Raw genomic sequence first — 12463 nt, 5'->3', positions numbered from 1 at the left:
CCACAGGACAGAGATTATTCTCTGTCCTTCGCCATTTCCGGCGGGTTCTGTCCAGGGCCCGCTTCCAGCTAAGGAGCAGGACCCATGAACAGCAGCGCATCAGACCCGCGCGAGGCCGCGGTGCCGGTCACCTCTAACCTTCGCGTCAGCCAATTCACCGCGCTCCCGTCGCCGTCCGCGCTGACCGGGGAGCTGCCGCTGTCCGCGCAGGTTAGCGCCGCCGTCGAACGTGGACGTGACCAGGTGCGGGCCATCATGGACGGGTTGGATGACCGCCTGCTGGTGATTGTTGGCCCGTGCTCAATTCACGACACGTCGGCCGGGCTGGAATACGCCCGCCGCCTGGTCTCTGCGGCCGACCGCCACAAGGACGATCTGTTGATCGTGATGCGGGCCTACTTCGAGAAGCCGCGCACGACGGTGGGTTGGAAGGGGCTGATCAATGATCCGGGGCTGGATGGCCGCCATGACATCACTGCGGGGCTCCACAGGGCCCGCGAGTTCCTGCTCAAGGTCGGCCAGCTGGGAATGCCCGTGGGGACCGAATTCCTCGAGCCGATCAGCCCGCAATACACCGCTGACTTGGTGTCCTGGGGGGCGGTAGGGGCACGCACCACCGAAAGTCAGATCCATCGGCAGCTGGTCTCCGGCCTGTCCATGCCGGTGGGTTTCAAGAACGGGACCGACGGCGATCTGCAGGTGGCGCTGGACGCCTGTTCGGCCGCTTCGGCTGCGCAGTCCTTCCTCGGGATTGACGCCGACGGGCGCGCGGCTCTGGTGACGACCGCGGGTAACCAGGATACCCACCTGATCCTGCGGGGCGGCCGGCAGGGGCCAAACTTCGGAACCGAGGACGTGGCTGCGGCCGCAGCCCGGCTCGGCGGCGCCGCATTGAATCCTCGGCTGATTGTTGATGCCAGTCATGCAAACAGCGGCAAGAGTCACCACCGCCAAGCCGAGGTGGCGTTGGAGATCGGGGCGCAGCTGGCGGCGGGCGGAGCGGCTTCGCATGCAGTTGCCGGCGTCATGCTGGAAAGCTTCCTCGTCGGCGGCGCGCAGAAACTTGATGTTGCCGCTGTCGCCGACGGGACCGCCGAGCTGACCTACGGGCAGAGCGTCACCGACGCCTGTATGGAGTGGGATGTCACCGTTGCCGTGCTGGACCACTTAGCCGCAAGTTCACGCACCCGCCGCAGCATGAGCGTGTCGAGTGACCTTGTCCTGGCCCGTCAGTAAGGTCGTCGTGCCGGAGGGGGGCTTTCATAATAGCCACATCTACCCTTAAAGTTACTATGACACGGTTATCTGGTGGATTAAGCGTCCCTCCGCGCCGGCACAGATGGACGCCAGCTTAGGAATGCGGAAATCATGGCGCAGGATGAGAACTTTTTGAATCCGGGCTTCCTGACCGTCTCGGAGGTTGCGGACGTGATGCGTGTGTCGAAGATGACCGTTTACCGTTTGGTGCATTCCGGGGAGCTTCCGGCCGTAAGGTTCGGCCGGTCCTACCGCATCCCAGAGTCTGCAGTGGCCCTTCTTGTGCAGTCAGCATTAGCCGAGGGCGCGGCGGATCGCCGGGCGGCTGGTTCGGCGGACACGGCTTAGAAGCGGTACCCTGTTAAAGATCCATTTTCGGCTGTGACCGATACCTTGGGATCGGTCAGCTAATTCCTTGACAACCGCCCGCAAGGACGTTGTCGCTCAACAGTTTGTGAGGACTTTCGTGGGTTCAGTTATTAAGAAGCGCCGCAAGCGTATGGCCAAGAAGAAGCACCGCAAGCTGCTTCGCAAGACCCGTCACCAGCGCCGCAACAAAAAGTAGAGATACTTCGCAGAGCGTGAAAGAACCCGTCACCGGTCCCGGTGGCGGGTTCTTTTTCATCGACGGAAGCGGCTGAAGCCTTTCCATCCCCCGTAAATGATCCCGGCGCCGGTTGCGGCCCGCAGTCCCCAGGTCGCGGCGCGGCGCCCGGAGCGGAAATCGTAGATTGGCCAGTTATTGTCCCGTGCATGCCGGCGCAGACGGGCATCCGGGTTGATAGCCACCGGGTGCCCGACGGTGCTGAGCAGGGGGACGTCGTTGAAGGAGTCGCTGTAGGCCCAGCAGCGCGATAGATCAAGCTGTTCGCGCTCGGCCAGTTCGCGCACGGCCACCGCCTTGGCTGGCCCGTGCAGAATATCTCCCACCAGCCTGCCCGTATACTGGCCGTCTTCGATCTCGCAAACAGTGCCCAAGGCGCCGCTGAGGCCCAGCCGGGATGCGATCACGCTGGCTACTTCAATGGGCGTGGCGGTCATCAGCCACACCGGCCGGCCGCTGCGCAGATGCTGTTGGGCCAGAGCGAGTGTGCCGGGCCAGATCTTCGACTCGATCATCTCGTCGAAGACCTCTTCGCCCATCGTCTGGATCATTTCAACCCGGATTCCGGCGGCGAGGACCAAGGCCGAGTCGCGGACGGAATGGACATCTTCGAGGCTCTCCCCGCGCAGGACAAATGCTGCCTGCTTCCAGGCGAACCCGGCAGCATCACGAAGGGTAAACGCCTTCTTCTGGTACATTTTGCGCGCCACATGAAAGAGGCTGGCGCCCTTCATCAGCGTATTGTCCACGTCGAAAAAAGCGGCTTCGCCCTTGTGGTCCGAGCTAGCCGAGTTTTCCTCGGCTCTCACTATATTCACTTCGGGCATGGCTTGAGTCTAGTCAATCGGAACGCCCAATACCTGAATCCACATCCCAACGCCCGTGCGGCCTTTCGCCACCGGCTAGATTTGTTCCATGCACACACCCGATGACGCCAACCGTTCCTGTGGACCCTCAGCCGCGCAGCCGGAACTCGTTCTGGTGACCAGAACCGGCTGCCATCTGTGCGTGGCTGCCCGGGCAACGGTGGCAGCCGTGGCCGAGGAGCTGGGCCTGGCGTGGCAGGAGCGCTCCCTTGACGACGACGCTGTGCTGGCCGGGCGCTTCGCGGAAGAAGTCCCAGTGGTACTCGTCAACGGCGTGCAGCGGGATTTCTGGACCATCGATCCGCAGCGGCTGCGCCGCATTCTGCTGGCGCTTAGGGAGCCGCCCGCGGGCTAAGGGCCACTTCACGGCTTGGCCGGCTCGGCCCTGCGTCCTACAGTGGAGTTCAACCGCCGTGGAATCCCGCCGTGGATACCACTGGAAGAAATTCTGGAGCAACGCCTTTGACAACATCACCGATTCGGCCGCCATCCCCTGCCGCGCTGCCGGAAATGGCGCGTCGGCTGCCCTCCGCGACCGTGGCGCGGCTGACAATCTATTTGCGCTCCTTGTCCGCCATGCTGGCCGACGGCGTCGAGCGGGTTTCGTCGGAGGCGCTGGCGGAAGCGGCGGGAGTGAGTTCCTCCAATGTCCGCAAGGATTTGTCCTACCTGGGGTCGCACGGCACGCGCGGTGTCGGCTATGAAGTCCAGCACTTGAGCGGCAATATTGCGGCCACCCTGGGACTGACCCACGATTGGCGTGTGGCAATTGTCGGTGCCGGTAACCTGGGCCGTGCCTTGGCCCGTTATACGGGCTTCGAATCCCGGGGTTTCGACGTCGTTGCGCTTTTTGACGCCGACCAACTCATAGTTGGCAATGAGGTGGGCTGGCTCAGGGTCAGCGACGTACGGGACCTCGAAGCCGTCCTGGTGCGCACGCGGGCAAACATGGTCGTCCTGGCGCTGCCGGGAACGGTAGCACAGCAAGTATGCGACCGGGTCGTCGCCGCTGGCGTGCACAGCATCCTGAGCTTTGCGTCGGTGGTCCTGCAGGTACCAGGCTCCGTCAACCTTCGCAAGGTGGATATGGCCACCGAACTGCAGATTCTGGCGTATCACGCGCAGCGCTTTGAAGAGCCCAGCGATGCCGCCGGGGCGTCCTAACGCCTAAAGTAAATCCGCACGGCCGGCAGAAACACCAAAATGATGGCGACGATCCCCAGGACCATTTGGACTGCGGTGACCAGATCCGGCTGGAGCAAGGACAGCAAAGAAACCGCCGCCAGGACAGCGCCGGTGATCCTGGCCCAATTGCGGCCCCTGCGGATCTGGTAAGCGAGCAGAACATAGATGCCAACAGAAACGACGCCGATGACCATTGCGGTAACGAGCAGTGGCTGGAGCAAACTGTCGTCGGTGATCCCGGCGTTGCGGAGCATCTGCCCGGCGGTGGATTGTCCGGCCGGAGTGATCAGCGCGAGGCCGCCTAAAATCACGAGCAAGGCCTCGATGACAGCTGCTGCGAGGATGAGCCGGAACGCAATTTCAACCTGACGCGGTGGAGTCTGGCGGGTGCTGCCCGGAAGTGGCGCAGAAGGCGACACTGGCGTAGCATCCGGGGCCTGGTATCCCTGCGGCGCATACTGCCCATAGCGGGGAACACCCGGCGATATCTCACCATAGTGGCCGGGCCCCGGCGGCTGCGGACCGGTGGCGGGGTCTTGCTCGGGGGTGCTCATGGGGGTCCAATCGATCAGCGGCAGGCGGTCCTGTGCCTTAGCTCGGCGGCAAAACCTGTGTCGTAGGTTGTAGGCAAAAAGCGGCCACGGCAGGGTTCTTCAACCCTACCGTGGCCGCCTGAATACAGGTGCCCATCGCCTGTCCGGATAGCTACCGCAGACGCCCCTGCGGTCTCCGGGCTGCGAAGTATGCCTGTGCCGGGGGAAGCAGCAGCATGATGCCGGCAATAACGGAGGCGACGTAGGCGAGGACGTTGATGAAGGCAAGGACGCTGGCGAACATTCCCAGCAGCGAGGTAAGGGCGCCGAGGATGCTCAAGGCCGCCAGTACGAGCATGACAATGCGGGCCCAGCCAACGCCTTCCTTCGTCAGGAGGGCGAGCCAGATGAAGACGGCCGCAAAGCTCACCGAGAAGACCAACCCGACAATTCCCGCCGCGACGAATATGCCTCCTCGGCTCGCGGCCACAAAAATTCCGATGAGGGATGCCAGCACGTTCAGCAGCGCACCGGCAACAAAGAGCAGGTATGCGTTTTTCACTTCGCGTGGAATTGAGCTGAGGTCCCGGAGCCGCTGCGGAAAATTGCTGAAATTAGCTGCGGGCGACTTGGGCCGCTGCTGGTATTCGTTCTGAAACCCACCGGCGGTGTGTTGATAGGCAGGCGGTGCCTGATAAGCCGGCGGTTGCTGGTAGCCGGGCTGCTGATAGGCCGGGGGCTGCTGGTAGCCGGGCTGCTGGTAGCCCGGCTGCTGATTTCCAGCTGGGGATGCGTACCCCGGCGGAACCTGCTGCCGGCTGGGTTCGGATGCAGGATCCGTGGCCGGACGGGTTCCCGGATCTCCAGCCGGGGGCTGCGTGCCGGACTGCTCGGAGCCGGGATACTCAGACGGTGTGCTCATGGTCAAACTTTAGCCCGGGCCCAGAGCCTTGCATAGGCAATGCCGGGGCCGGAGTGACCTATCGAAAGCAAAAGCGGCCGCCGCATGGGCGCGGCATCGCCCCTGGCGCACACAGCGGCCGCTTGTCGGGTCTTGCGGGAAAATTAAGCCCTGACGAAAGCAACCTCAAGGGTAATGGTGACCTTGTCTCCGACGAGCACCCCGCCTGCTTCCAGGGCCGCATTCCAGGTCAGGCCGAAGTCCTTGCGGCTGATGCTGGTTTTCGCGGAGAACCCGGCGCGGGTGGCGCCAAAAGGATCCACGGCGACGCCGTTGAACTCGGTCTTGAAAATGACAGGCTTGGTGATGCCGCGGATAGTCAGATCGCCGGAGAGCTCGTAATCGTCGCCGGAGCCGGAGAGGGAAGTGGAGACAAAGGTCAGTTCCGGGAACTGCGCCACATCGAAGAAGTCGGCGCCGCGGACGTGGCCGTCGCGGTTGGCGTCACCGGAATCAAAGCTGGCGGCCTGGATGGTCGCCGTTACGGAAGAGTCGGCGCCCGTCTCGCCAACGGTAGCGGTGGCGGCGATGTCAGTGAACTTTCCGCGCACCTTGCTGATGCCGGCGTGTCGGACGGTGAATCCCACCTCGCTGTGCGCTGCGTCGAGGTTCCAAACGCCTTGGGTCAGGCCGGTCGAGGTTAGCTGGGGTGAAATAGACATTGGTTCTCCTAGTGAAAATGCTTGCCGGGCAATGGGCTGGTGTGGAAGTGGCCGAGTGGCTGCTTCCCGTCCATCGAGAGGTATAAGGATGCAAACGCATCTATTATTCCGACGTTCTCAGATTCGTTGGGCCGCAGCTGTGAAGTGTGCCGCCCCAAGCTGGGAATCAGCTGATTTAGCGATTGTCCGGCACCTTTGAGAAACTTAGTGACATGCCTGAAATTACTGTCCATCTGCTGCGCCACGGCGAGGTCTTCAATCCCGATGGTGTCCTGTACGGCAGGCTGCCGGAGTTTCATCTGTCCGAACGGGGGCATGCGATGGCCGCCTTAGTGGCTAAACATCTGCAAAAACGTTCGGACGACGGCGCCAAGCTGGTTCATCTGGTCGCCTCACCGCTGACTCGTGCCCAGGAAACCGCCCAACCGGCCGCCGATGCGTTGGGGCTGAGCATCGTGACGGATCCTAGAATTATCGAAGCGGAGAACCACTTTGAGGGGTCCAAGGTGTCCCGACACGAAATCCTCAAGCCACGGCACTGGCCGTATTTTTGGAACCCGCTGCGGCCCTCTTGGGGAGAGCCATACAAACAGCAGGCCGCCCGGGTCATGGAAGCGGTCCAGGATGCTCGGCGGCGGGCATTCGAGCTGGGTGGCGATGGTGCCGAAGCCGTGCTCGTCAGCCATCAACTGCCCATCTGGGTCGCCCGGCGCACCGCGGAAAATAAGCCGTTGTGGCACGACCCGCGGCATCGCGAATGCACTCTGGCCTCGCTGACGTCCCTGGTCTTCGCCGGCGACGCCGTGACAGCCGTGCGGTACTGCGAACCCGCTGCCGCACTGCTGCCCGGCGCGGCAACAACGCGGGGGGCCTGATTAAGTGCCCGGCGTCAAGGAAAAGCGCACTTTTCGACGCGTTGTAGAATTTGGAGGTGGATAGTTCCGTGAGCACTAACATGAGCCGTCGCTCACTGCTGGCTGCCTCCGGCGCTGTCCTCGCCCTTGGCCTGTCAGCCTGCACCGCCAAGGACCCGCTGGCGCAGCAGGCGAACGCAGGGGATAACAAGAACTACATAGCCGGCGATGGCTCAGTGACGGAGTACGGGGACGCTGAACGTAAACCCGCGGTCCGTTTCTCCGGCAAGCTTTTTGACGGAACGGTAGTCACCTCAGACTCGTTTGCCGGTAAGGTCACCGTGCTGAACTTCTGGTACGCCGCGTGTGCTCCCTGCCGGGCAGAGGCGCCGGACCTGGAGACTTTGTACCGGGAGCTCAATCCCGAGGGGGCGGTTTTCTACGGCGTGAATATCCGGGATGAAGCACCCACCGCCGACGCTTTTACCCGCACCTTCTCCCTCGGCTACCCGAGTTTCAATGACAAGGACGGCGGCCTGCTGCTGGCGCTGACGGCGTTCGTTCCACCGGCTGCCGTTCCCACCACATTGGTGCTGGACAAAAAGGGCAGAGTCTCGGCACGGATTTTGGGCTTGGCGGACAAGAGCACGTTGAAAACGCTCATCACCGCTGCGCTGGCCGAAAGCCCGTGAACAATCCGTTCGCCGAGACGGTGCTCAGCGGCTCGATGCTGCTCGCCATGCCCGTCGCCCTCTTGGCAGGACTAGTATCCTTCCTGTCACCGTGCGTGCTGCCGCTGGTCCCCGGTTACCTCGGATATGTCAGCGGGCTCACCGGCGTCGATCTGCAAAAGCAGCGCCGCGGCCGGATGGTCGCCGGCATTGGGCTGTTCGTTCTGGGTTTTTCTGTCGTCTTTATGCTGATCGGCGCCGTCTTTGGCCAGCTGGGTGCATGGCTTAAAGGGCCAAGCGCAGCGTGGGTGACACAGCTATTGGGCGTCTTGGTGATAGTGCTCGGGGTGATTTTCCTGGGCGGGCTGACCTGGTTTCAGGGGGAAGCGAAAATTCACAGCCGGACTCCCGCCGGCTTGTGGGGTGCCCCGGTATTGGGAATCACCTTCGGGCTCGGGTGGGCTCCGTGCACCGGGCCCACGCTCGGCGCGGTACAGGCGCTGGCCTTTTCCGATGGTTCAAGCGCAGCCAAGGGTGCCGTACTGACCTTTGTCTACTGTGTGGGCCTTGGCCTGCCGTTTCTGCTGATCGCCTTGGGTGTGCGCCGCGGGCTTGGGGCGCTGGCCTTTTTCCGGACCCACCGCCGCGCCCTGCAATGGTTTGGCGGTGGGATGCTGATTGTTCTGGGTGTGCTCATGGTGACGGGACTGTGGGGCACTTGGATCAACCACTTGCAGTTCTGGTTTGCCAATAGCGTAAGAATGCCCATCTGATGAGCGAACCCGATCCGTTTAACACCACCGATTCCTTGAAAGATGCCGTGACTAAGAGACAGAAATCCACCGTTGGTGACGCTTCGGACAACGCCCGCCCGGTAAGTATGGCGCCGGAAACCGCGGCGCAGGAAAATGCTGCGGCCATCCTGCCGCGGCTGGGCTTTGTCGGCAGCCTGCGCTGGGGCTGGCGCCAGCTGACCAGTATGCGGACCGCGCTGTTCCTGTTGCTGCTGTTGGCCGTGGGCGCGGTTCCCGGCTCACTCTTTCCGCAGCGTCCTGCCAGTCCCGAGGTCGTCACGAAGTATTTGCAGGACCATCCTGACACCGGGCCGGTGCTGGACTGGTTCAAGCTCTTCGATGTTTATTCCTCGCCATGGTTCTCGGCGATTTATCTGCTGCTGTTTGTCTCGCTGATCGGCTGCGTTATTCCGCGTGCGATTGCGCACTACAAGGCGATGCGATCACAGCCCCCCAGGACGCCGCGACGGCTGTCCCGGCTTCCCGAATACGGAACGCTGGAAATTCCGGCGGGACGGGGAATCGACGCCGGGCAGGCAATCGGCGATGCCGCAGCAACCTTGAAATCCCGAGGCTACCGGGTGGAGGTCCGCGATGCGGACGGCGAGCGGCCCTCAGTGGGAGCCGAGCGGGGCTTCAGCAAAGAAGTGGGAAACCTGCTGTTCCATACGGCACTGATCGGTGTCCTGGTCTCTGTTGCGCTCGGTGGCCTGTTCGGCTACAGCGGGCAGCGGGTACTGGTGGAGGGAGAGACCTTTGTGAACACGCTGGTCGGTTACGACACCTTCACGCCCGGCAGCAACTTCAACGCGGCACAGCTGGAGCCGTACTCGGTCCAGCTGGATAAATTCAGTGTGACGTTTGACCGCGAATCGAAGGCGCACTACGGGCAGCCGTTGGACTTTAAGGCCAGCCTGACCACCAAGTCCTCGCCGTCGTCGCCCGCTCAGCAGCAGGATCTGAAGGTCAACGCGCCGGTCAGCCTCGGCGGCACCAGTATTTACCTCGTGGGGAACGGTTACGCGCCCGTGGTCACGGTCAAGGATGGGAATGGCAAGGTCGCGTTTCAGGGACCTGTGGTCTCCGTTCCCAGCGATGGTGCCTACACCTCGCTGCTGGTCATCAAGGCGCCCGACGCCAAGCCCAGCCAGCTGGGGTTTGTTGGTTTTTTCCTGCCAACGGCGCTGATCAATGACAAGGGTGTTGCGGTTGCGTCAGACCCGGACCCGTTCAACCCGCAGTTGAATCTCAACGCGTACTACGGAAACCTGGGGCTTGATGGAGGGCAGCCGAAGAATGTCTTCACTCTGGACACCTCCAAACTGACGCAGCTCAACGGCCGAAATCTGGCGGCCGGTGGAATTGTCCTGAGCCCGGGGGCCTCCTACACGCTTCCTGAGGGCAAGGGAAGCATCAGTTTTGACGGCCTGAAGCGGTACGTCGCCTTGGACATTCACCATAATCCGGCGCAGCTGTGGACCCTGATTTTCGGTGTGACCGCTCTACTCGGGCTGGTTGGTTCATTGTTCCTGAATCGGCGCCGGGTCTGGATCAGGACCGGAAACCATCCGGACGGACGGACCATGGTGGAGTACGGGTTGCTGGCCCGCGGCGAGGATCACCGGCTGGCACCGGAGGCAGCAACCATCCGCAAGCTGCTGGAAAAGCGCTGGTTGGCACCGGGGGCTGATCAGGCGGAAGATAGCAACGGGGCGCAAACATTTTTGGCGTCGTCAACGGCGCCGTTATCAACGGCTTCATCATCAACACATCCGGCGGGCACCGGCTCTGCGACGGTAGGTAAGGACCAGTAATGCCACAAATCAACGAGACATTCGCCCTGTACAGCGAGCGATTCATGCTGCTGGCGGCTATTGCCTATGCGATCGCGTTCGTCGCCTTCGCCTGGGACCTGGTGCAGAACAGCCGCACGACGAAGGCCGTGCTGGCCCAGAGCCAGCGGGCCGCCACTGCTGCAGCCAAGACGAGGGTCGGAGCGATGGCCGGCGGCGCTTCCGGGGACGGGCCGGAGGACTCTTCCTATCGGGAAACGGTACTGGAGGGCCCGGAAGGACGAGTCCAACGGCCCACTTTTCATGCTGCGGTCCCCGCTGGTGGCGCTGATGGCACCGCACTAACCGCCGATGATTCAATGCGTTACGGCACTGTCCGCCGGGGTACGGCACGGGTCGCCGTGGCGCTGACGCTGGTGGCGGCCGTTGTTCACGGCGCAGGGGTGCTGACTCGGGGCCTCGCCGCCGGCCGGGTCCCGTGGGGGAACATGTACGAGTTCTGTACTACCGGCGGATTCGTGGTCGCGGCGGTCTTCCTGATTGTGCTCACGCGCCGGGACCTGCGTTTCCTGGGGACGTTCGTTATTGGTCTGGTACTGGTGATGCTGACTGCCGCTTCCGTCGCCTTTTGGACGCCCGCCGGTCACCTGCCCCCGGCCTTGCAGAGCTACTGGCTGATCATCCACGTCTCCATCGCGGTGATGTCCTCGGCATTGTTCACCCTGACCTTCGCCATGTCCGTCCTGCAGCTGGTGCAGTCCCGCCGCGAGACAGCCCTGACAACCGGAACGGCGGACAAACTGCCGTTCATGCGGTTGGTGCCGTCCGCCCTGAGCCTGGAGAATATGGCCTACCGGATCAACGCCATCGCGTTCGTGGGCTGGACCCTGACGCTGATGTTCGGTTCCATCTGGGCAGAAGCGGCGTGGGGGCGTTTCTGGGGCTGGGATACCAAGGAAGTCTGGACCTTCGTCATCTGGGTCGTTTATGCCGGCTATCTGCACGCCCGGGCTACTCGTGGCTGGACCGGGACCCGAGCGGCGTGGTTGTCCATCGTTGGCTACCTCTGCGTGGTCTTTAACTTCAGCATCGTCAACGTATACTTCGCCGGACTGCACTCCTACGCGGGGATCAGCTGACAGCTCCGCGAAGTTGAGAGGTGGCTAAGTGCCGTCATTTCCCTGAAATGACGGCACTTAGCCACCTCTCAATATTTACGGCCGGCGCCGACCGTGACACTGCGACCCGCACACGTCGACGCTCACTCCTTGAGCGGATCGGGAGACCAACCGCGCTCAAGCAGGGCGCACCTGGTCCTGGCAACCGCAGCGGGCCCGGTGCTCCACGGATCATCGAGATCCTGTTGGGTGAATCTAAGGACCCGCCAGCCCAGCTCGATGATTTGCTCATCACGGCCGATGTCCCGGCGCCTCTGGGCCTCGCTGATGTGATGACCGCCGTCGTATTGCAGGGCAATCTTATACTTTCCATACATCATGTCCGGCTCTTCGACGTATCGGCCGCCGTCACCGGGTCTGCCCTCGCCGTCGAGTATGGCACAGTTGACCGCCGGCTCCGGCAATCCGGCTCTGACCAGGCGCAGCCGGAGTTCGGTCTCCTTTGCCGAGTCGGTTCGGGGACGAATCCACAGCAGGGCCTCGCGTGCGGCTGCGCATCCCCGGCGCCGGGTCATAGCCGCAGCGGCGGCCGCCAATTTGGCTTCGGTGCTAAATGGGCCGCGCCGTTTAAGCAAAAAATCTCCCGCGATGATCAGCGCGTCCAATTCCAGCACGGCGGCAAGATCGCACCACGTTCGCTCCGGGCTGGTAACCACGGCCTTGCGCCCACGTACGATGTCGCACGCCAGTAAGGGGCCGGTATGGCCAATGCACCCACAACGCCGTGGGCCGCGGGAACCTGGCGGCCGGGTGAGGTGGACGTCCGTCGAAGCCTGCAGATCCAGCGGAAGCCAGAATCCCCACAAGGCGGCGGCCGTGATATGACTGATCACACTATCCGGGACCGCGAGCTGATAGGCCACGGCGCGATCAAGGAATTCAGCCGCAAGGGAGGCATGAAGCCGTACTCCACGGGTCGGACGAACCAAGTCATCGCCCAGCAGCCGCCGACGGGTCAACCGCGCATCGGTGCCCTGGCCAAGGGTAAAAGCCTGGGTGTCAAAGGGCTTGGGTAACTCGGAAGCGGGACGCATTTGTCCAGTGTGAACCGAAAACCGACAAGCGAAGCGGTTTTCCCCAGGCGTGGCTATGCCCAGACGTCACT

At 62.8% G+C, this 12463-nt stretch carries 15 protein-coding genes; 10 read left to right on the top strand and 5 right to left on the bottom strand.

The window, feature by feature from the left end:
* Positions 1-84: 84 nt before the first annotated feature.
* The 3 genes from OS914_RS03630 (at position 85) to OS914_RS03620 (ending at position 1822) form a co-directional block, all read left to right on the top strand.
* Positions 85-1236: a 3-deoxy-7-phosphoheptulonate synthase gene (locus OS914_RS03630; RefSeq protein ID WP_267544702.1), complete on the top strand. Its 1152-nt coding sequence runs from the start codon at positions 85-87 to the stop codon at positions 1234-1236.
* A 132-nt stretch (positions 1237-1368) separates the two neighbouring features.
* A complete protein-coding gene (locus OS914_RS03625; RefSeq protein ID WP_267544701.1) occupies positions 1369-1605 on the top strand; it encodes a helix-turn-helix domain-containing protein in 237 nt (78 codons plus the stop codon).
* Positions 1606-1723: 118 nt separating this feature from the next.
* Entirely contained in the window at positions 1724-1822 is a 99-nt protein-coding gene (locus tag OS914_RS03620) for a 30S ribosomal protein bS22 (RefSeq protein ID WP_003792170.1), read from the top strand.
* A 56-nt stretch (positions 1823-1878) separates the two neighbouring features.
* On the opposite strand, the gene OS914_RS03615 is transcribed toward OS914_RS03620, so the two are convergent.
* Positions 1879-2688 carry an HAD family hydrolase gene (locus tag OS914_RS03615; protein ID WP_267544700.1) on the bottom strand — a complete coding sequence of 270 codons (810 nt, stop codon included), beginning with the start codon at positions 2686-2688 and terminating at the stop codon, positions 1879-1881.
* An 88-nt stretch (positions 2689-2776) separates the two neighbouring features.
* Here OS914_RS03615 and OS914_RS03610 point away from each other — a divergent pair, with 88 nt between their 5' ends.
* Together OS914_RS03610 and OS914_RS03605 are read left to right on the top strand one after the other, a co-directional pair.
* Positions 2777-3082: a glutaredoxin family protein gene (locus OS914_RS03610; RefSeq protein WP_267544699.1), complete on the top strand. Its 306-nt coding sequence runs from the start codon at positions 2777-2779 to the stop codon at positions 3080-3082.
* A 155-nt stretch (positions 3083-3237) separates the two neighbouring features.
* A complete protein-coding gene (locus tag OS914_RS03605; protein WP_267544875.1) occupies positions 3238-3891 on the top strand; it encodes a redox-sensing transcriptional repressor Rex in 654 nt (217 codons plus the stop codon).
* On the opposite strand, the gene OS914_RS03600 is transcribed toward OS914_RS03605, so the two are convergent.
* From OS914_RS03600 to OS914_RS03590, 3 genes are all read right to left on the bottom strand, one after another.
* Positions 3888-4466, bottom strand: a complete 579-nt coding sequence (locus tag OS914_RS03600; protein ID WP_267544698.1) for a hypothetical protein — start codon at positions 4464-4466, stop codon at positions 3888-3890. The two genes, OS914_RS03605 and OS914_RS03600, sit on opposite strands and share 4 nt — an antisense overlap.
* A 151-nt stretch (positions 4467-4617) precedes the next feature.
* Complete coding sequence (locus OS914_RS03595) at positions 4618-5367, bottom strand: hypothetical protein (protein WP_267544697.1); 750 nt, start codon at positions 5365-5367, stop codon at positions 4618-4620.
* Positions 5368-5510: 143 nt separating this feature from the next.
* A complete protein-coding gene (locus OS914_RS03590) occupies positions 5511-6068 on the bottom strand; it encodes a YceI family protein (protein WP_267544696.1) in 558 nt (185 codons plus the stop codon).
* Positions 6069-6280: 212 nt separating this feature from the next.
* On the opposite strand from OS914_RS03590, the gene OS914_RS03585 reads away from it, so the two are divergent.
* The 5 genes from OS914_RS03585 to ccsB all read left to right on the top strand — a co-directional run bounded on the left by OS914_RS03585 (position 6281) and on the right by ccsB (position 11319).
* A complete protein-coding gene (locus OS914_RS03585) occupies positions 6281-6943 on the top strand; it encodes a histidine phosphatase family protein (protein ID WP_267544695.1) in 663 nt (220 codons plus the stop codon).
* An 80-nt stretch (positions 6944-7023) separates the two neighbouring features.
* Positions 7024-7614, top strand: coding sequence for a TlpA family protein disulfide reductase (locus tag OS914_RS03580; RefSeq protein ID WP_267544874.1), 591 nt, complete (start codon positions 7024-7026; stop codon positions 7612-7614).
* A complete protein-coding gene (locus tag OS914_RS03575) occupies positions 7611-8366 on the top strand; it encodes a cytochrome c biogenesis CcdA family protein (RefSeq protein WP_267544694.1) in 756 nt (251 codons plus the stop codon). Before OS914_RS03580 ends, OS914_RS03575 begins: the two co-directional genes overlap by 4 nt.
* A 107-nt stretch (positions 8367-8473) precedes the next feature.
* Positions 8474-10201, top strand: a complete 1728-nt coding sequence (gene resB / locus OS914_RS03570) for a cytochrome c biogenesis protein ResB (RefSeq protein ID WP_267544873.1) — start codon at positions 8474-8476, stop codon at positions 10199-10201.
* On the top strand, positions 10201-11319 hold the full coding sequence (gene ccsB / locus OS914_RS03565; protein WP_267544693.1) for a c-type cytochrome biogenesis protein CcsB: 1119 nt from the start codon (positions 10201-10203) through the stop codon (positions 11317-11319). Before resB ends, ccsB begins: the two co-directional genes overlap by 1 nt.
* Before the next feature lie 122 nt (positions 11320-11441).
* Here ccsB and OS914_RS03560 read toward each other — a convergent pair whose 3' ends face one another.
* Positions 11442-12392, bottom strand: a complete 951-nt coding sequence (locus tag OS914_RS03560) for a DUF559 domain-containing protein (RefSeq protein ID WP_267544692.1) — start codon at positions 12390-12392, stop codon at positions 11442-11444.
* Positions 12393-12463 lie beyond the last annotated feature (71 nt).

It is taken from the genome of Arthrobacter endolithicus (genome assembly GCF_026627425.1).
Taxonomy (GTDB): Bacteria; Actinomycetota; Actinomycetes; order Actinomycetales; family Micrococcaceae; genus Arthrobacter_M.
This window is presented reverse-complemented; position numbering and strand designations above follow the sequence as displayed.

Bases quoted from the DNA above. Each gene is read 5' to 3' on its own strand.
- OS914_RS03630 (WP_267544702.1), top strand. From the start codon at position 85: ATGAACAGCAGCGCATCAGACCCGCGCGAGGCCGCGGTGCCGGTCACC.
- OS914_RS03625 (WP_267544701.1), top strand. From the start codon at position 1,369: ATGGCGCAGGATGAGAACTTTTTGAATCCGGGCTTCCTGACCGTCTCG.
- OS914_RS03615 (WP_267544700.1), bottom strand. From the start codon at position 2,688: ATGCCCGAAGTGAATATAGTGAGAGCCGAGGAAAACTCGGCTAGCTCG.
- OS914_RS03610 (WP_267544699.1), top strand. From the start codon at position 2,777: ATGCACACACCCGATGACGCCAACCGTTCCTGTGGACCCTCAGCCGCG.
- OS914_RS03605 (WP_267544875.1), top strand. From the start codon at position 3,238: ATGGCGCGTCGGCTGCCCTCCGCGACCGTGGCGCGGCTGACAATCTAT.
- OS914_RS03600 (WP_267544698.1), bottom strand. From the start codon at position 4,466: ATGAGCACCCCCGAGCAAGACCCCGCCACCGGTCCGCAGCCGCCGGGG.
- OS914_RS03595 (WP_267544697.1), bottom strand. From the start codon at position 5,367: ATGAGCACACCGTCTGAGTATCCCGGCTCCGAGCAGTCCGGCACGCAG.
- OS914_RS03590 (WP_267544696.1), bottom strand. From the start codon at position 6,068: ATGTCTATTTCACCCCAGCTAACCTCGACCGGCCTGACCCAAGGCGTT.
- OS914_RS03585 (WP_267544695.1), top strand. From the start codon at position 6,281: ATGCCTGAAATTACTGTCCATCTGCTGCGCCACGGCGAGGTCTTCAAT.
- OS914_RS03580 (WP_267544874.1), top strand. From the start codon at position 7,024: ATGAGCCGTCGCTCACTGCTGGCTGCCTCCGGCGCTGTCCTCGCCCTT.
- resB (WP_267544873.1), top strand. From the start codon at position 8,474: ATGGCGCCGGAAACCGCGGCGCAGGAAAATGCTGCGGCCATCCTGCCG.
- ccsB (WP_267544693.1), top strand. From the start codon at position 10,201: ATGCCACAAATCAACGAGACATTCGCCCTGTACAGCGAGCGATTCATG.
- OS914_RS03560 (WP_267544692.1), bottom strand. From the start codon at position 12,392: ATGCGTCCCGCTTCCGAGTTACCCAAGCCCTTTGACACCCAGGCTTTT.